This window comes from Lysinibacillus sp. G1-3 (genome assembly GCF_056322905.1).
Genome location: NZ_JBWHYQ010000001.1, coordinates 247033 through 265929 on the forward strand (window position 1 = coordinate 247033; position 18897 = coordinate 265929).

Here is an 18897-nt window from a genome sequence, read left to right on the forward strand (position 1 = left end):
AATGAAAGCTATGAAAATATAATTTTGAAGAATACGGGGGAACATGCTAATTGTGTTGTAAAGTTGGCAACATTATTACTTCCTATTTCTTTTCCGCATAAGTATGGTAGATTTTTTGAAGACGAAGAATATAAAATGAATGATAACTTTGCAATAAGGTTTGTTAATAAAGATATCAAAGAAAATATATTTAAAATTGATATTTGTTTACTAAAAGATAAATTGAACTTTGAAGGTAAGAAATATACACTTCAAGATGGAACGAAAGGAATATATTTTGAACACCGAATGTTTAACTTTTAAAAAAAAAATTTACAATATATACTCGGGATATATAAAGAAGAAGCCAATAAAGTAACACCTGAAACATTCGGTTAAATTGCAAATTCAATTTAATCTGATGTGAAAGGATAGATGAGATTTTAAAAAATGAATGAAGGCTTAGGAGATGCTCCTAAGCCTTTTTGAGGTCTTCTAATGAAAGAAAAGTTATGAAAATAGCATTTTTTTATGTATTTAAAAAGATTCTTTTGTTAGCGTTTGACACTCCGAAGATATGCATCAAAAGAACCTTATTTTGTATAATAAGATGATGTTTTTTCAATAATGATTTAAGAAAACCCTATAATTAATTATCTTCAATATTCCATAATTTGTAATTCTGAATGTGATTCCAGAATATTGTGAGGACCAAAAGAAAGATATTGTTCAGTATTTACATAAAGCTAAGAAATAAAAGAAACTACCGAATAGTCGGTGATGGCTCCGTCAATATTGGTTAATAAAGAATAAATACCAAACTGCGTGATTCTGTTCGTCTGAAGCATTTGAACTAAATTGATTCCTGATATACGGAATATTAGATTCTCTAGCTACACGGTGGTAAAATTCAACTGCTTCTTGTTCATCTTTAAAAGCAGTTACGATGCCACTTTTAAAATCAAGTGGTAATGGCTCGGTTATTTGTGGAGAAGGTTGTTGACCAGTAAGGTAAGTATAAGTATAAACAAAGCCTTTGTAATGTCTTATTTCATCTTCTCTTATTTCTAGAATACGATTTTTAACTTCCTCATTTGGAGCAAGTTGAGCCAAATGTTCGTAAAATCGAATAGCATTATATTCGCCATTAATGGCTTTAACAAGATAGAAAATTTATTGTTTGAATTTGGTTGTACAACGTTTTGCAAAGATTACACCCCATTTTTTAATGTTTCAAAACCACTTTTTAAAAGGAACTTACAGTTATCAAATCATTTTTTTTACTTGTTTTAATTCTTTTATTAAAAAATCTATCTGTTTTTGAAGATCATCTAGCTCCTTAGATTGATCACTATTTTGGTTTTGAAGATTCTGGTTATTCGATTTTTCTAAAGCATTTAGCGCTAGACCTGCTGCAACAGCAGACAGACCGTCGCCTAATGTTGCGATTGAAGCTCCGAGATATGCAAGTCTGGCTATTTGAATTTCTGTTGGTTCTAAAGATTGTTGTGGATATTTTTTATAATTATTCATTACATTATCCCCTTTATTTTCATAGTGATAAATTACCTCAACTGTATGTTATGTATTAAAGGAAATAAAGGTGACGATATAAATTTTATTGTAGGCTTGATAGTGGTACTGATCAATATGATGTATTAATGAAAAAAAGAGCGATTGAAACATCGCTCTAAAAAATCATAAAATCTCATGTTCATTGGATAAGAAATACAACAAATAGTTTTTGATAACCATGAAAATGTTTTCATACCTGTGTGGAATTGATCGCACTTTAGATCAATATCTTCCCTAGTTGAGATCCCCATAACTTGACAGCATATAACTGGTCCAGCAGCAATGTCACCTGTTATAGCAGCGCTAATTTCTGGATCATTAAATTTAGCGCCATGAGGGATATCCTCAATTCGTGCAACTGGTCTCTCCGGTGGTGCAGGTGGGAGAGCAACGCCGTTAGTTTTTAATATTTTTTTTAACTGTTTTGTTTCTTCTCTACAAGTGTATTGATATCTTCGATTATTTAGTAGGAGAAAGCCCACTACGTGGAAAACTTGAAATCGAAGTTGGTGGTGGTTCTGGTTATCGTAGGAAATTAAATTATAAAAACTAAAAACGAGTACATTTTACAAAAAAAGCATGGTATTTGCGGTAAAATACCAAATTGGTTTATTTTTTATACGCTTGGTGTCTATTATGAAAGTTTAGTTTAAAAAGGAATAATCCTACGGGTTCTGGGAAGGGATACAAATTATAATAACAGAACAGTAGGGGATAGAAATTAAGGATAAGATAGTAAAGTTATTGATTATTTGGTTACAATCACAATAGAAATGAAACCAAATAAAATTATAAAAGGACCGATGAAAGGAGTAAATGTTCAAGCATAATACCTTCAGCTTTAATCGTACTTTGTTTCACAAGAATTAATAATGCTACATAAAGTGTGGAAAGGAGTGATGTGTAAATATGAAAAATGATGACCGTTTTATTAAGTCTGTTAACATACCTAACCCATTATATCAATCATTACAGGGTAGATATTTTGTTGGTCAAACTGAACCAATTTGTTTAGGAAAAGGAAAAAATGCTTGGGGGAGCTTAAGTAACCCTCATCATTCGAATGTAGATTTATTTGTAAATGTATTTACCATTACGAATCATTCTAACCAACCTTTTGTTGCTGAAATTTGGTTTAATGCAATACCTCCTGGAAATTCAGTGATTTCGAAAAACGTGACATCTGCAAACACAGCCCTTTCTCCAGTTCCAAAGCCTAAAGTAAAAATTAAGTTTGCTGAACTTGTTGACGGGTTTCCTAAAAAAGGGGTAAACGCATTTAAGCGAATAGTACCCCCGCAAAGTACTTTGGCGAGTGATGAAGATGGAAAATATATTTTCCCATCAGGAGAATCATTTATTATTTTTTTAGTTTCAGCAGACACAGACAATGAATATATCGAGGCAGAAATGGCATTTGGATGGTTTGAAAAAAACTGTTAAGAAAAGATTAACTAGAACTTTAAAGTTAAATATCTTATAAAAAGACCACTCTGATGAAAGTGGTTTTTTTGTTGGATATTCAATTTAATTGTGGAGGCCGAAGCTCGCATAGAAGTCCTGTGCCTTTTTATAACTGGCTTTAACAACGTGAAAGCCGTACATAAATAACTAACAGTTCAAATATAGAAAATTGGCTGGAACGTTAATCGCTATAAACTATTGGGGTGATTGGAAAACGGAGTTAATCAAACTAATGTTCATAGCGATTCCCCCTAACATATTTTAGTATTCACTCAACAAGTTTAATCTAAACAATCAATTACTCTAAAAAAGATATGTAAATGATTCGAGATACTAAAAATAGTCCAAAAAATGTTCAGTATAGTATTAGCATGATTTTCAATACTAAGCCTTTTTCAAAAATATTGAGGAAGGAGGCTTTTATTAGTGAGATTTTTCACATGGGGTGTAATTGGAGCTGCTATTTTGGGTATAGCTAGAGGGTTGCAAAATGGTACTCTTCAACAGTTCACAAAGAATATTTCCCACAAAATAAATCTACAGAACGCACAACAAATGATGCAGCCATTACAACAAATGAATCAACCTTTACAAGCTGAAGCAAATAATTTAACTAGTAATTCAAAACAATAGGGTATAAGTTCAATTCTTCTTCTATAGACCTAAACAAAATATTGTTTTAATCTATAGTTACTAAGTTACTACGAAAATTAAAAAGAACCAATTGTTATGACTTTGGGGGAGTCATATGAAAGTTCGAAAGGGAACTTCATAACAATTGGTAAATACACAATTAAGTATTTACATTGTAAGTCTTATTTAAACTCATAAAATATTTCACGTTTACAATGAGACTTTTGAATTGAAGTTTTAAGGGTGATATAGATTTTAAATCTAACTTTTTTGTCGTTAAAAAATATTGTATGCGTAAAAATAATTTGGACAATAATAAAGGGAATAAAAATTTCTTATAATGGGGTGAATACATGAAAAAAATAATATTAGGTACGTTTTCAGTAATTCTATCTACTGGATTATTGTTTGGATGTAATACACCTAATGATGAAACTGAGCCAGCTCCAACTGAAGAACCTTCTGAACATCAAGAAGATCTAAAGCAAAATGATAAGCGTAATAATCACGAAAATAATAACCAATAGTTAATAAGTTGCATTAAATATACGAGTTCTTCAGTTAAATATCTCAAAAAAAAACCACTCCGTGATGAACTGCCCCGTAAAAGTTAGACATCAATCTAACTTTTACGGGGGTTTTTTGTCTTCGTTAAATTATCGGTAGAGGACAAAGCGTACAAAGAGCGTCAAGTGCTATTCTACAATGGTTAGAATAATATCGCTATGTCTGAAGCTACACATTCTTTCAACAGACTGCATAATATAATTTTATAACGTTGAGAGGATTGAGGTAAATGCACTATCCTTATTATGGTATTGCCCCTACGTATTATTATAGTTATCATCCAGTTTACTGGACCTATCCAAATCAGTTAGAGCACACAGGAGGAAATCCTTATTTCGAGGAAAGAAACATACTAAAGGATTATGGACCTAAACCCTATGTTATTGATATTGAAAAAATAACTAAACAAAACAATAATTATCGTACAGCATTATGGACAGGATCAAAATTACAAGTTACTGTAATGAGTCTACAAGTAGGTGAAGATATTGGTTTGGAAATGCATCCTGATGTTGATCAGTTTTTACGCATAGAAAAAGGTCAGGGTGTTGTTAGAATGGGGGCGAGTATTGATAATTTAAACTTCCAAAAAAATGTCTATGACGATTTTGCAATAATGGTTCCTGCAGGAACATGGCATAACGTCACGAATACAGGGAATGAACCATTAAAGCTTTACACGATATATGCTCCTCCTAATCATCCATTTGGTACTGTACATGTTACGAAGGCTGATGCAATGGCAAAAGAAATAGACCATGGTAAAGAAAATACTAAAATTTTTGGCAAGACTCCAGATGAATGGATACAGCACACGGAATTTTTGGTGAATGAAGGGTTAGAGGATGTTAAGAGAGGAATAAATTCTACACACATTCTTCAAGAATTTATTCTAATGGGAGTTCTTGTAGGGAAAGGGTATTCTCCTGAAAAAGCGTATGAGACAGTAGAAGAGTGGGAAAGAACAGGAGAATCTAAACTCCTTCAACAAAGTAAAAATATGTAGAAAATGACTAGTAGATAAAGCTAAGAGAATGAAATATTTTATTTAAATGTTATTTGATTTAAGTTGAGCAGTTATAAAACAAGATCACTTCATGATGGTCTTACACCTGCCAAGTAGGCATCTGAAAAAGACTATGCTGCCATCTTTTGTCGATATTCAATCGGTGCTTGATTGATGATCTAGACAATTTAAGAAGATTGAAAGGCTTAGGAGTTATTGAGGAGGATGTATTTATGGTATTGCCATCATATAATCAAAGAGTTTCTCCCCAACAAGCAATGCAGATTGCCGTGCAAAGAGTACCAGGTCAAATCATACATTATGGTATGGATATGGAAAACGGTACTTTAGTATATGAAATATTCATTTTGACTTCTCAAAATAAGATATATGAAGTAGAAGTAAATGCGAAAACAGGGGTAATTCGAAAAATAGAAGAAGAAAACGATTTTGATTAAGCTAGATAAACAAAAGTCCAGGCACTCACTGAAAGGTGAGTACCTGTGCTTTTTGAGCTTATTCTTTAATCGTTTCTTGAAATGTTTTTCTGCCTGGATTTATTTTGTTAACAGTTACATTTATTTTACTAATCGAATCTTTAGTTAAAGGTACTTTTCCATCTTTCTCTAATCGCTTCCATGCTTTAACATTATCTCGATAAAGGTATTCGGATAACCGGTAAATATCAACGTCTAAATTCACTCCTGCTTCATATGTTGTTTTTATTTCTTTTGATAGTTCCTTAATGATTCCTTTTCTTATTTCATCTGATGTAACTTTACCTTTAAAACCATTAACTGTAGCATCGACTTGGATATCTATTTCAAATTGCACTTCATTACTTTTTACAATTGGTTTTATATCAAGAGCACGTTTTTCTAAATCTACGGTTAAATATTCCTCACTACTGTCTAACTTGAAGGTTAAATCCCCCCGGGTTGTCTCTTTTCGCATCCATTGAGCACCTCTAGCTTTATCACCTTTTATCATTCCTTTAAATCCATCTTTTGAAAGTATGCCTATACCCTGTAAGTGAGTTTCCTTTGATGATTCTTTTTCTGAATCTTTCCATTCCTTGTTTATTGAAATTAGGGGTAACGCAACTTCATGACTTGGTTCATTTAAGTCGACAATTAGCTTTCGAAAAGTAACTGGTTCAATATATGCTTCCAAAAAACCGGTTTTTAATGGACTAGATAGTTTCGAATTAGGTAGTGATTTATCTAATATAGGTGATATTAAAAGAATCTCTTCTAGCGGTTCTTGTGTACAATGTATATACATTTGATATCTTGTTTCTCTAAAACGTAAAAAACTATCGATTACAGGAATAGCAAGTTCACTTTTCATAGCTTCTTCTGTAAGTACTAGATAAGCCATATGTCCCCAAAATACTTCTTGATCAATGGATCTATATAATTTATAAATAGCTTCTTCTAAGTTTTTTCCTTTAGCACGACCAATTTCTGCCTTTGCTGCTTGCGTATTCATCGATTCAGATTTTGCAACATCGGCAAAATTAATTAATTGTAAAAAAACTTCATATTGATTATCTTTAAAATCCACACCGACTCCATGGACATAGTACATCCTCTGCGGTTCAGTGACATCCCAACATCCAGAGAGTAACAATATTACGGTTAAACTTATGATTAAAATAAATTTACTCTTCAATTTATAATCCCTACTTTTAGTATTTTGTATTTAAAAGTTGCTACTTATAGCATAGACAAAATTAGGGATGGTTATAAGGGAGAATTATGAAAGTACATAAAAAACAGACAACCAATATTAGTTATCTGTTTCCTCGTTAGTCTCTGATTGTATAGCTTTTTTAAACGCTTCATCAAAAGCTTCTTTAATTTCCTCAATTGTATAGCCTGCCTGAAGTAATGCATTTGTTGCTTCTTCTAATTTGTTCATTTAAATTTCCTCGTCTTCTACTTTGTACTTCATAAACATAAAATATATAATATTTAATTCAGATTATGCAACAAAAGAATTTTTTTAAAATTACACTACACTATTAATAACGAACTTATTATTTTTTAGCTCCTTCATCTTTTATGAAAACATTTATATTAAATCTCTCGATAGAATTGTCAGTAATGGAATTTAATTCATCTATAGTCCGTGATTGGGACTTAAAACGATAAGCCTTTTCTGAAAAATTGAAGATATCAGAGTTTATTTCCAAGCCTTTATTAAATGTACTTTGAAACTGTGATATAACAATGTTTTTAATATCGTTTTCAATTGTTTCTTTTTTAATATTTTTTGGATTTTCTCTGATTGATGCTTTTATTTCCAAATTAATATTGTATTTAGGAATTTTATTATCCGTAATTTCTATGTCATAATTTATATTATCAATAAACGTAGAAACAGACTTATCCTTTATTGATAATTTCATGTTATTAAAATCTTTATTAAACCAATCTAACCCTGATAGTTCTTCTTCGTTTATCCAACCATTTAATTTTTGACGTGGAATAAAATAGGCACCACTTATTTTTAATATTTCCTTGGTTTTACTATCCTCCATCCAATAATCATTACTAATTTTTATTGAGGGGACCATAATTGATCCAACTGGTTCATAATATCTTTTAATCATATCTTGTACAGTACTGGTTGAGATGAATGAATTAAAGAATAATTGTTCATTTGGATCATAAGGAAATGTTAATAAAGGTGGTTTATAAAAGAGACCATGTACATTCATTAACTCTTTAATATCATCTTCAAATCCATAAACTAGAGTATTGTAACGTAGATAATAGTCCCTGCTAAAAAAATCAAAAAATTCATCCAGATGCCCATCCAAAACATTTTTGGAAATAAAGAAAGTTTGTATATGCCCATAATACATAGGGTTAACAGAATTCTTTTCAATATCATCAAATGCTCCCTGAATAGTTTCACCTTCTCCATGACCAACAACAATTGGAGCAGGCTCTGTTGCAATGCCAGGATCTGAGCCCGCAACATTAGTAAATCCGAAAGCTTGAAAATATAAATGATACGTATCATTGGAATAATCGATACCAAGGGCGGTAATATAAACTTCACTTTGTATTTCCTTCGTACCTAAACAACCGCCTAGAACAAATAATAAAGGAAAAATTATTGTTAATTTGAATGTGGAAGTATAGTAATGGGACATTTATAAACTCCCTTCTGCTAAAAAAGCAGTCAGTCTTTTATTTTGTTTCTAAATGGCATTTTAAAAAAACCTTTAATAAGATTTGGTATATTAACTTTATATAATGTAGAAAGGTAAGGATGTCCGAAACTTTCTAATGAAGAGATATATGTTAAGAAAAATATGACGCTTAAAACAAAGCCGTACATTCCAAAAAAGGAGGAAATTATTAACGTAGCAACTCTTATTAAAAATACATTCCCTAATATATTTTGATTAATTAGTGTATAGCTAGATATAACTGTAAGTGCTCCAATTACTAACGTTGATGGCGATGTAAATCCTGCCCTTATGGCAGCATCACCAACTATTAAACCTCCTAAGACTGCAACGGTTTGACCTACAGCTTTAGGTAAACGTATTCCAGCTTCTCGAAAGAGGTCAAAAAAGATGAGCATTATAAGAATTTCGAACGAAGAAGAGACGGGCAGTCCAATTTTAGATGCAGATATCGATATTAATAAGGGAAAAGGTAATTGGTTAAGTTGATGGACAGTTAATGCAATCCAGAAACCAGGTAAAAATATACTTGTTAGTAAAGATGTAATCCTTAACATGCGTGAAAAACTCACAAATAAAAAATTAGTTTGATCATCTTCTGGTGCTTTCAAAATAAGTAATAAATTTACTGGTCCAATTAAACAGCTTGGACTTCCATCTACCAATATGACAAAACGACCTTTATTAAGAGAATTTACTGCAAAGTCTGGTCTTCCTGAATAATCAAGGAGGGGAAAGAGGCTCAACTTATCATAAAGTAATTCTTCAATATGGTAACTACTTGCAATATTATCTACTTTTATTTTATTTAGTTTGTTTTTTACATTAATCAAAGTGTTTTGATCAATACAGTTATCAATGTAGAGTAATAAAACTTTTGTTTTACTCGCGTCTCCAATTGTGAAGTTTTCACTTGTTAAATTTTTACTCTTTAATCTCATTCTTATTAATGAAAAATTTGTATCTATATTTTCAACAAACCCATCTCGTGGACCTCTTAATGAAACTTCCATATTTGATTCTTCAATTGAACGTTCAGGTAGTTTAGCTAAATTGGTTGAATATAACCTTTTTGATTGAACATGATAAAAATATAAAAATCCTGTGAAAATTTGGCTATTTATTTCATCTGTTGAGTACTCTTTTATCTCTTTTACCTCTAAATAACGATTTATTATTTCTTCATCATATAAATTCCCTTGTTCAGCCAGGAGTCTAATATTCGGTAATAAAGAATTAAAATAAATAACACTATCAATTAAACTATGGCAATATATAAAAATCACTTCGTGTTTTTCGTTATTAAAAATAAAGTATTTACTACTTATCGTTACATTGGATTGATGACTAAATTCTTTATAAAAAAAATCCTTATTATTACTAACTTCAGTCAAAGTTTTTAACTCCCTTTTGCTTTTTTTCTAATACATAGATACCAGTAATAAATAAGAATAAAAACACAAAAATAAAAAGAAGATAAATGTTTTTTATAAATGATAAAAAGTCAGAAACAGACCAAGGAATTAATAATCCTATTGTTAAACAAAGATAGCAAATGAATAATATTAATTTTCGGTTATTAAAAAAGGTAGATACAATATACATAAATAAACATATTCGAATAAAAGCCATTGATAAAATTTGTAGAACAGATAAAGAATCCATTCTTGTAAAGTACTTACCGAATGACAAAACTCTCCATTGTTCGTTTATAGGAAAGAGCATTTTTTGAGTTATATAAATGCCAAATTCTGATATAGTAGTCACAATTGTAATAAAAACAAATAATACAAATAGTATATAGAAAACGAATATTCCTTTACCATTCAACCTCTCTTTTACATAACCATTTAAAACAATTAAAATAAACCCCACTTCTAAAATACCGATACATATGTATAATATTCCCCATAAAACGGACGGAGTATTACTTGTATTTACTGGTAATATTAGTTCGTATTCATTGTTCATTGAGTTCCCTAAATTGAGGAGTATAAACAAAAAAATGTATAGTGAACAAATAACCAATGATTGGATAGCTATGGTTTTGATACCTTTTAGAGAACCATAAAAGCATAATAATATAAATAAAATAACTGTTATAAAATATGGGTAATCAGAGTTAAAGCTTTCTTCAGCCCAAATAATTGTAAATTTGAGGGAGACGAAAGTTGATGAAATTAAATAAAATATACATGATACAATTATTAATAAATAGAGTGGTCTATTAATTTGGACTGAACGGACTGAACTTAATTCAAGGAATGGAATATTATTTAATGAAGATGTAATTCTAGAAATAAATAATGCAAAAAGAAATATTGGAATTAAACTTGCCAAGGCGCTTATCCATGCTTCTCGTTCGACTACTGTGAAAATCGTGGGAATTAAAACAAAATGCGCTAAAAAACTAACGGATAAAAATAGCAAACAATATACATGTATTGGTTGTATAACTTTGTTCATTTTATCTTAAACCTCCTCCTAACAATACTCTCCATGTTTGTTGCCAAATAACTTAACCGGACATGTCTTAGTATTTATTATTATTGACTCAAATAAACCTTCTTATATCTCTAAATAAAACTTTCACTCCATAATAATTTGAGATAGGTTTAAAAGGAGAAGTTCTTTTATTTACAGGGTTTTGGAAAAGGACTATGCGAGAAGAAGGAATTTACGAATGAACGGCTTAATCGTTATGCTATGGAATTCGATAATTTGATATTCCCATATTACAATCTGTTTCATTACTATCATGCGATTTAGTATGGGGGGATATTAGCGTCAGGGCATTTTGAGCAACGGATAGGTTTCGCGCAATGGTCGAAGGAATATAGAGGTACAGCCGATATGTGTAAAAGTAGGTCTTAGTCATCCTTTTATGTCCAATGCATTCCTTTGTTTTTTGATAAAATTCCTTCATTTTGATCTATATAGCAATGGAACCAAATCACGAAACAATTTAGTGGACATTAATCATACATAATATTAATTTTTTTCCCCCTAATTCAAAAAATCAACAAATCCCAACTATCTTTTGTAGAAAATTAGGATTTGTTTTCGTGAAAGAATATTTTCTTTTTTAAGCACTTTACTACATTTAATCTTTATTTAAGACACTTCTATTGATTTTATTAACCCAAGTGATAGCAAATAAGTAACCGATAACTGGTGATGTTCCGTATCCCATGATTGGCATTGGGAAATTCCCAAAGAAAGTTACAATCATTGTCATTAGAAAATAAACTCCTAGCGATAGAGAGACGATTGTTACTTTACCGAAAAAAAAGAATGGAAATAATAACAATATGAGCGACAGAATACCTAAAATGAACCAGCCTTCTCCCATATCTGCAACTAAAAAAATAATTTGTTCTACATAAGGAACTGGTGCTAAATCATCGAGAAGTATCCATGATACGATAACCATAGTAGTTGTAAGTGTTAGAATAAGTAACCTTAACGTCTTATTAATAATCTTTTTCCACAAAATAACTGTAGCTGCACACGCAAATGCGGTTACTTGCCCTGCATCTGGATGAAAAAGCAATATTGTTAATGCAATAAAAGTTAATCCTATTACATAAATTTCATGATGGTTCAATAGTAATCTCCATAAATATACAATAAATAAAGGTAAAAAAACACTTGCTACATAAAGATTTATTGGTCCAAAAGACAAACAACGCTGAACACCATTTAAACCAATAAACCAAAAAGGCAAGACTAATACAGCTATTATCATAATGATGGGTATAGAATTATTTTTATTTAAATGTTTTTTCCTGGATCTAATTAAAAAAGTACAACCTAAAACTGTTCCTAAAATCCAGATTATTATATTTTGCATCCAAATAGTTGACGTAACACCATACGATATCATTGCTAGAGTCCCTATAAAGATTGAGGGCAACATAAGAAAATAAGGTGCAAAGTTTTTTAATTTAGTATTCTTCATGTTTGTAGTCCTTTTGTCATTGGTGATGAGCTTGTTTTCACCTTTTCAGAGAGCCCAAGAATTGGGTTTGTTAAACTGGGACTTTTAAAATTCTCTACCCGAAAAATACGTAACTCTCTTCTGGGGATATCAGCAGTAATTGGGGTATTACATGTTCTTATTTTAATTGTTCTGGAAATACCCCGAAAATCATCTATTCTTCAAAACCAAAAGGGTTTTATTATGATTTTTGGTGAAATCCTCAAAAACGATTTCTGTAGCACCACCTGCATCAATTGGTGGTACCCTCACTATTTTAATACATACGGTTACAAGAACAACTACATTTTTTACATCGTTTACATGTATGACATTTATTCTTGTTGTTACAACTCTTGCAACAGGAACCACATTTCTGGTTATGATCTTTACCAGGATAGGATATGCAAAACGTTTTACTCCCAATCAAAGAGATAAAATTCTGACTGGAAGTAAGGTTTGTTATAATAACGCTTTCAAGATTCTCTACCTGAATTGCACGATCATGTGGATTAAGGCGATTCCCCTCGACGATTATTGTCTTCGGCAAGCAGCCTCTTGTTTTAATTGTAAAAGCAGCGCTCCTGAATGCGTTGAACGTTAATAGAGTTTTATTGTGATTACAAGTAAAATCTTCAAATAATATTAGTGTAGTCTCTTCTGAAAAAATCGCATCGATATCAAGGATGTGTTTTCCAGTAAATAATTCTCCTACTCCTTGATCACAGGAATGAAACATTCCTTTATCATCATCTTCACAACAAATACAGAGAGTTTTTTGTATACTATATTCAACTTCAGCAGGAAGTGTAGAAAGGTTGGTCAAAGTTAAGCTTTCAAAATCTTCTATTTGAAACGCTCTTGAATTAAATGGAGTGATCACCGCTATAAGCGGAGGATCACACCCTTTTGTCTGAATGGTAACTTGAACAGGTTGGGCATCAGTTTGGACATCTGTTGGCGTTACAGATGTAACAGTAATTAACGTTTTATTGTGATTACATGTTTCATCTTCAAATACAACTTCTGTTTCCAAACCGTCTAAAAACATGTGATTATCAAAAAGTTCGTGAGTATCAACAAAACATTAAGTTACCATTTTCGGTGCCAGTGGTACTTGAATACATGGCTTCTCTTGAGATATTTGACATACATCTCTTGCCGAATTAAAGAAATAGGATATACATTGGGAGGAAATTGGGATTATGATCGGGGATGTTTTGATTCCATTTTGTGGAGAGAAGGAGGAGAAACCATTTACTTAGAGTTCCATTTTCAGTTTTGGAAGGAGAGCTCGACGAATACGATGCATCCATTATTTTCAGCAAACCATACGTTATAAAGCACGTCGTAAATATTGGTTTGGACAATGATAAAAATTCTTTATTGAGTGCCACGGGATTTAACCAATTTCAAGATCCTCTTGATAAAGACGGTTACATTAGGAATAAAAATAAATGGGTACATGCGGGAGAACAAGCTATAAAAAAGTTTATTAGCTGTATGTAATGAGGTAGTAGATCGGGTCAATTTGGTCTGTTGTACGGTTAGACACTATAAGAAGATTGAAAGGCTTAAGTTTAAAGGATAAGAAAAAACCGATTACCTGTATATGAACTGAACTCTATTTTGTAGACAGTTTAATAAAAAGGGATGTAGTTGTAAGTTAAGCCGCAATGAGACGGCTTCGGTAAATTGCCGGAGCCATCTTTTTTAATGTCCATTGCTTTCGTGTGTGATTATAATGGTCCATATAGTCCATCACTATTGTGTGTAATTCTGCCAAACTTTCTGCTTGTTTATAATCTACTTCATCTTTGAAATGACCGAAGAACGATTCTATTGGCGCATTATCAAGACAATTTCCTCTGCGGGACATTGACTGGAGAAGTCCCATTTCTTTTACACGCTGCTGATATTCTGGGTGTGTATAATGAATACCTTGGTCCGAGTGAATCATCGCTTCCGGATGGAGATTGCCATCTAGATGTGTTTTTAACTTTTCAAGCGTCTTATAGACAAGGGACATTTTTAACGTAGTAGATAATTCATATGCTACAATTTCTCGTGTTGCGACATCTTTCACGCATGATAAATACGCCCTTTGACCACCTCTATATTGCAGATACGTAATATCTGTTAAGAATACTTTTCCTGGCTCTTCTTGCTTAAATGTACGGTTTAAATGGTTCGGTATACGGCGATGCGCCTCTGTTGCTTTTTCTAACAGACGATACGGATTGGCACGACGTACTTTCGCATATAAATTGAACTTACGCATCAGACGAAGAATCTTTTTATGGTTCATCGGTGTGTCCAGTACATCTACCAGTGCCATATAAAATCCACGATAACCAATTTTCCCTTTCGCTTGATCATAAATTGATTTTAATAAGATGTAATCTTGATAATCAGCTTCTTCATGTAAAGCGTGTTTCTCCCTATTTTGAAGCCATTTATAATAGCCGCTTGGACTGACATTCGCTACCTGACAAAGATGGCGAGTCATATTTTTTAATTGATATAAACGAATCGTTTCATTGATGGCTTGGTATTTCTCTTTTGGTGTTAAAAACGATTCTTCTTCGCCTACCTTTCCATTTCGTCGAGCTTTTTTAGCAGATTAAGTTCTGCCTCTAATAGTTGAATACGCGCTTCCGCTTTATCAAGTTTTTTTTCTGCGGATAAGTTTTCAAGGCGTGGACGACCAGTACTCTCTTTTCCACGACGTTCCTCTAAAAAGCCTTCCTTACCATGTGTTTGATATGTTTTCTTCCAACGGCTAATTGCACTTTTAGCTTTCTTAATTCCTATCAGCTCTAAGTCAAATCCCGCTTCTCTGAAGATTTGGACTGGACCTTTTCCTTGTGAATTTTCCTGAACAGCTTTCAATTTAAAGTCGGCTGTATATTGAATTGAGCGGTCGGATACTGAGGCGACATTTGGATTCGCTTCAATTTGTCTGCGTTGATGTTCGTTAAAAATTATTTTACTCATGATGTTCTCCCGTTCATAAATGGTATGGATAGTATAACGGGGTTTTCAAACGTTGAAAATAGAAAAAACCCGAATAGGTCCACTTTTTTTAAAGTGTCCACTATTCGGGGTTCAGTTCATTAGTTGGAAATCGGTTTTATTTATTCAAATTATAAAAGAGATAGAAATACCATAGGGTATTTTTATAGCTAAGTTTTATTGTAATATAACCAAAAATAAATTGAGCTATTTCTCACTATGTTTTTTTATGAAGGCAAGCGTTTTTCCTAGCGTTTGTTCAGCATGTGTAGTAGTAAAATCAAATTGATACTCATGACCTAGGTCAGTATTTGTTCCGTCAAATAGAACACTTTCTACTTCCACACCATTTTTTTGGAGAACATCTATAAGCTCCGTGGATTGTGGAGCTAGTGGATCAGCATCTCCAACTGTCAAAAAAGTTGGAGGGTAATTAGGTGTTATATGGTTAACTGTAGACATCTCATTTAATCTAGAGAAGGACTTGAAATCTTTTTTTCCTGTATATGCCCAAAATACTGATTGTATACCTTTTTTTATTATTGGAGATGATTGAACACCTATTTTCTCCATGTTATAGACACCACAGAATAAAAGAGCACCTTTTACCTGTTTTTTATCAACAGAAGGTTGAATATTCATTGATTTTGCTAGAACTTCATTAGTTATTATTGCAATTGTTTGACTGGCAATTTGAGCCCCTGCTGAATCACCGCCAATAAATAATTGATTCATATTGCCGCCGTATTTTGAGACATTGTCCTGTAAATATTTAAGAGCCTGGTTAGTTTGTATGATTGGTATAGGATATTTTTGTCCCGGTGCAATAGCATAGTTTATATTTGCTACAACATATCCTTCATTTGCTAATGCCATTCCATATTCTTGCGTTTGTTCTTTACTACCCGATACAAATGCACCACCATGTATCCACATGATAACAGGAAGTTCTTTTTTAATATTTTTTGGATAGTAAATATCTAAAAGACTATTCTCAAATCCATTTTTATCGTAAATAATATCTTTTTCAACATGGACTTGTCTTTTTATTTTTTCAATGTTCTTAGGGGATGAAAAAGAATCAGCTTCGAAAAGCTGCTTAATTATAAAGGTATTAACTACAGGTGTAAACTGTCCAATCATAAATATAAACAGAACAGGAATGACAAAAATGTAGACAGGAATCATCCACCGTTTTTTCTGATAAAACTTTTTATTTGTTTTCAAATTGATTAACCTTACCTCTTTAATTTTTTATATGAAATTCGCTAAAGGAAAAAGATGAGGGTTGATAAAGACAAGAGTGATTATTCTAACCTCTCCTTTTTTTTACCTCCTACCTGAAGATTTATCTAATCAGATGTAGACAGTTAACAAACTATAAAGACGTTATCGAACCTCATATAAAAATATTATATCAAGAATTCGAACCAGGAGGTAACCAAATTGGAGAGTAAATCACAGTTAGTAAAACGTGCCAAGAAAGGTGATTCTGGAGCATTTCAAACACTAATTCACCAAGAAAAAGAAAAAATGTACAGAATGGCATATGTGTATATGCAAAATGAAGACGATGCTCTAAAAGTGTTTCAGGAAAGTCTATATAAAGCTTTTATTTCGATTGATACTTTGAAAAACAACGATTATTTTTCAACTTGGATAATCCGAATACTTATTAACACAGCTATAGCAACTCTTAAAAAGAAGAAAAAGGTAATTCCGATTAGTAATGAATTACTTGTTCACAATGGGAATACTGTATTTTCAGAGTGAGGAGCATCTTGATCTTCTTCAAGCAATGGACGAAATTGATGAGAAGTATAAAACGGTCCTACTCTTACGTTTTTATGAAGATTATACAGTTAAGCAAATTGCAACATTGCTCAATTGCCCAGAGGGTACTGTGAAAACGAATATCCGTAGCGGGCTACAAGTATTAAGGCAAAAATTAAAGGGGGTTTACATCGATGACAGACAAAATTCGATTGTTTAAAGAAGAAGTTGATAATATTCACGCCCCAATCGATAAACTTGACGAAATTATTTTGAAAACAGATAAATGGAGTTCACGCAAAAGAAAAGAGTCTATTAGAAAGAAAATGTTTTATAGCGTAAGTTCTGTTGCTGTTGCAACCATGTTATTAATTAGTTCGACATTTGTTTCACCTGTAATGGCTAATATAGTATCAAAAATTCCGTTTATAGGTACAGTTTTTAGTGAATCTGGAGATCCTGGTTTAGAGCAGGTAAATGAGCAAGGTTTAACTAATAAAATTGGCGCTACGAAAAGTACTGGGAAAACTTCAATCACACTTGATGAAGTTTTCTATGACGAAACACGTTTTACAATAGGATTTTCAATAACATCCGAGGAACCTTTTGAAGAATCCTTTTCAGCCCCTAATATCACAATCAATGGAAAAGGAATTTCACATGCTGGTACTTATTATGAATCTGAAATATCATCTACCCAACGAACAGGCATCATTAACATAGATTCATTGATGATTTGCCTGAAGCATTTACGCTAGGTGTAAACTTTACAAGTATTGACGGTAAACAGTGGGATTTTTCTACTCCTGTTAGTAAAAAATCTAAAGTCCGATCCGTTGCCATTAATCATTCTCAGAATGTTGAAGGCATAGAACTAACAGTCTCTGATTTAAAAGTAAGTCCAGCAGGAATGCAATTTACCTTTAGTGCAAAATCAGAACAAATAAATTACTTATCTAATGGATATTTAGATTATAAAGTAATTGATGACAAAGGAAACGAGCTGAAGTCTCATTCAGGTGGCAGTAAAATACAAATAATCGATGGCAAGGAACATTTAACTGGTACTCGACTAATTGACCCAATCACAGATAATGTAAAGTCATTGACAGTTATCCCGTATATTAAATTCCTTGATGGAGGAACTAGTGTGGAAGTTGATATTGAAGTTAATGAAACGAAAACTGAAATCCAACCTTATGAAGGAGCTGATGTCGAATTTAAAAGCTTTTCAGTAACTCTTCCCTAATTATGGTAATTGCTTTTTCTTTAGTCTCGATATCTATATATCAAAACAATTACTGGAATTAATTAAGGTATACCTCTGCAAATTAACAGAGGTATTATTTTTATCAATACCCGACTTAGATGTGTCTTTTGAGTTTGGCGGAATAAAACCTGGAGTTATTGGATTAACGGTTAGATTTAAATTACGATTACATTATCTTAAGTAATGACATAGAGAATGAATGTTTTTCTTAAATAAGAATATACAGTTTCTATTTAATCTTATTATAGAAAAATTATCTATTTGTATTCCGACTAATTAAAAATAGTATTTAACAAATTGAGAAGGAGGGAGTGATTAATTCCCGTCCTCTGCAAGTAGAGTTTAAAATTGAAGGCTATAATGTTGATAGGTTTTTTTTTTAAAATAGTCAAAGGCTCCGTAAACGTTCGTTTATGGGGCTTTTATCCATG

21 protein-coding genes and 2 pseudogenes are annotated in these 18897 nt (G+C 32.0%); 11 read left to right on the forward strand and 12 right to left on the reverse strand.

Annotated elements, in window-relative coordinates:
- Positions 1 to 63: 63 nt before the first annotated feature.
- On the forward strand, positions 64 to 303 hold the full coding sequence (locus tag ACVYAD_RS01155) for a hypothetical protein (protein WP_476424062.1): 240 nt from the start codon (positions 64 to 66) through the stop codon (positions 301 to 303).
- 465 nt (positions 304 to 768) lie between these two features.
- Here the strand turns inward: ACVYAD_RS01155 and ACVYAD_RS01160 are convergent, their stop codons facing one another.
- The 3 genes and pseudogenes from ACVYAD_RS01160 to ACVYAD_RS01170 all read right to left on the reverse strand — a co-directional run.
- On the reverse strand, positions 769 to 1092 hold the full coding sequence (locus ACVYAD_RS01160) for a ferritin-like domain-containing protein (protein ID WP_476424064.1): 324 nt from the start codon (positions 1090 to 1092) through the stop codon (positions 769 to 771).
- 153 nt (positions 1093 to 1245) lie between these two features.
- Positions 1246 to 1512 carry a translation initiation factor 2 gene (locus ACVYAD_RS01165; protein ID WP_476424065.1) on the reverse strand — a complete coding sequence of 89 codons (267 nt, stop codon included), beginning with the start codon at positions 1510 to 1512 and terminating at the stop codon, positions 1246 to 1248.
- 239 nt (positions 1513 to 1751) lie between these two features.
- Positions 1752 to 1997, reverse strand: a pseudogene (locus ACVYAD_RS01170) (DUF3231 family protein); the annotation flags it as partial.
- A gap of 466 nt (positions 1998 to 2463) precedes the next feature.
- Between ACVYAD_RS01170 and ACVYAD_RS01175 the strand changes: the two are divergent.
- The 5 genes from ACVYAD_RS01175 to ACVYAD_RS01195 all read left to right on the forward strand — a co-directional run bounded on the left by ACVYAD_RS01175 (position 2464) and on the right by ACVYAD_RS01195 (position 5682).
- A complete protein-coding gene (locus ACVYAD_RS01175) occupies positions 2464 to 2997 on the forward strand; it encodes a DUF6143 family protein (RefSeq protein ID WP_476424067.1) in 534 nt (177 codons plus the stop codon).
- 447 nt (positions 2998 to 3444) lie between these two features.
- Positions 3445 to 3651 (forward strand): hypothetical protein, encoded by a 207-nt coding sequence (locus ACVYAD_RS01180; protein ID WP_476424068.1) that lies wholly within the window; start codon positions 3445 to 3447, stop codon positions 3649 to 3651.
- Positions 3652 to 4004: 353 nt separating this feature from the next.
- A complete protein-coding gene (locus ACVYAD_RS01185) occupies positions 4005 to 4178 on the forward strand; it encodes a hypothetical protein (protein WP_476424070.1) in 174 nt (57 codons plus the stop codon).
- Positions 4179 to 4447: 269 nt separating this feature from the next.
- On the forward strand, positions 4448 to 5224 hold the full coding sequence (locus ACVYAD_RS01190; protein ID WP_476424072.1) for a cupin domain-containing protein: 777 nt from the start codon (positions 4448 to 4450) through the stop codon (positions 5222 to 5224).
- A 233-nt stretch (positions 5225 to 5457) separates the two neighbouring features.
- Complete coding sequence (locus tag ACVYAD_RS01195) at positions 5458 to 5682, forward strand: PepSY domain-containing protein (RefSeq protein WP_476424074.1); 225 nt, start codon at positions 5458 to 5460, stop codon at positions 5680 to 5682.
- A gap of 58 nt (positions 5683 to 5740) precedes the next feature.
- Here the strand turns inward: ACVYAD_RS01195 and ACVYAD_RS01200 are convergent, their stop codons facing one another.
- The 7 genes from ACVYAD_RS01200 to ACVYAD_RS01230 all read right to left on the reverse strand — a co-directional run bounded on the left by ACVYAD_RS01200 (position 5741) and on the right by ACVYAD_RS01230 (position 13459).
- Positions 5741 to 6898, reverse strand: coding sequence for a Ger(x)C family spore germination protein (locus ACVYAD_RS01200; RefSeq protein WP_476424076.1), 1158 nt, complete (start codon positions 6896 to 6898; stop codon positions 5741 to 5743).
- A 117-nt stretch (positions 6899 to 7015) separates the two neighbouring features.
- Positions 7016 to 7147, reverse strand: a complete 132-nt coding sequence (locus tag ACVYAD_RS01205; RefSeq protein WP_476424077.1) for a hypothetical protein — start codon at positions 7145 to 7147, stop codon at positions 7016 to 7018.
- Positions 7148 to 7265: 118 nt separating this feature from the next.
- A complete protein-coding gene (locus ACVYAD_RS01210) occupies positions 7266 to 8390 on the reverse strand; it encodes a Ger(x)C family spore germination protein (RefSeq protein WP_476424079.1) in 1125 nt (374 codons plus the stop codon).
- 29 nt (positions 8391 to 8419) lie between these two features.
- Entirely contained in the window at positions 8420 to 9823 is a 1404-nt protein-coding gene (locus ACVYAD_RS01215; protein WP_476424081.1) for a spore germination protein, read from the reverse strand.
- On the reverse strand, positions 9816 to 10895 hold the full coding sequence (locus tag ACVYAD_RS01220) for a GerAB/ArcD/ProY family transporter (RefSeq protein ID WP_476424083.1): 1080 nt from the start codon (positions 10893 to 10895) through the stop codon (positions 9816 to 9818). Before ACVYAD_RS01220 ends, ACVYAD_RS01215 begins: the two co-directional genes overlap by 8 nt.
- A gap of 637 nt (positions 10896 to 11532) precedes the next feature.
- Entirely contained in the window at positions 11533 to 12390 is an 858-nt protein-coding gene (locus ACVYAD_RS01225) for a hypothetical protein (RefSeq protein ID WP_476424085.1), read from the reverse strand.
- A gap of 295 nt (positions 12391 to 12685) precedes the next feature.
- Positions 12686 to 13459, reverse strand: coding sequence for a hypothetical protein (locus ACVYAD_RS01230; RefSeq protein WP_476424087.1), 774 nt, complete (start codon positions 13457 to 13459; stop codon positions 12686 to 12688).
- An 18-nt stretch (positions 13460 to 13477) separates the two neighbouring features.
- Between ACVYAD_RS01230 and ACVYAD_RS01235 the strand changes: the two are divergent.
- Positions 13478 to 13917, forward strand: a pseudogene (locus tag ACVYAD_RS01235) (YugN family protein).
- A 157-nt stretch (positions 13918 to 14074) separates the two neighbouring features.
- Here the strand turns inward: ACVYAD_RS01235 and ACVYAD_RS01240 are convergent.
- Positions 14075 to 15405 (reverse strand): IS3 family transposase gene (locus ACVYAD_RS01240; RefSeq protein ID WP_476424089.1). Its coding sequence is split into 2 segments (ribosomal slippage): positions 14075 to 15027 and positions 15027 to 15405, totalling 1332 coding nucleotides; the frame shifts between segments, so codons are not numbered across the junction.
- Positions 15406 to 15630: 225 nt separating this feature from the next.
- Positions 15631 to 16650 (reverse strand): alpha/beta hydrolase, encoded by a 1020-nt coding sequence (locus ACVYAD_RS01245; protein WP_476424091.1) that lies wholly within the window; start codon positions 16648 to 16650, stop codon positions 15631 to 15633.
- Between the two features lie 219 nt (positions 16651 to 16869).
- Here ACVYAD_RS01245 and ACVYAD_RS01250 point away from each other — a divergent pair, with 219 nt between their 5' ends.
- Genes ACVYAD_RS01250 through ACVYAD_RS01265 form a run of 4 tightly spaced genes read left to right on the forward strand, consistent with a single transcriptional unit; the run spans position 16870 to position 18445 of the window.
- Positions 16870 to 17196 carry a sigma factor gene (locus ACVYAD_RS01250; protein ID WP_476424093.1) on the forward strand — a complete coding sequence of 109 codons (327 nt, stop codon included), beginning with the start codon at positions 16870 to 16872 and terminating at the stop codon, positions 17194 to 17196.
- Positions 17171 to 17416, forward strand: a complete 246-nt coding sequence (locus ACVYAD_RS01255) for an RNA polymerase sigma factor (protein ID WP_476424095.1) — start codon at positions 17171 to 17173, stop codon at positions 17414 to 17416. Before ACVYAD_RS01250 ends, ACVYAD_RS01255 begins: the two co-directional genes overlap by 26 nt.
- A complete protein-coding gene (locus ACVYAD_RS01260; protein ID WP_476424097.1) occupies positions 17391 to 17954 on the forward strand; it encodes a DUF4179 domain-containing protein in 564 nt (187 codons plus the stop codon). Before ACVYAD_RS01255 ends, ACVYAD_RS01260 begins: the two co-directional genes overlap by 26 nt.
- Complete coding sequence (locus ACVYAD_RS01265; protein ID WP_476424099.1) at positions 17933 to 18445, forward strand: DUF5643 domain-containing protein; 513 nt, start codon at positions 17933 to 17935, stop codon at positions 18443 to 18445. The genes ACVYAD_RS01260 and ACVYAD_RS01265 overlap by 22 nt, the downstream gene beginning before the upstream one ends.
- Positions 18446 to 18897 lie beyond the last annotated feature (452 nt).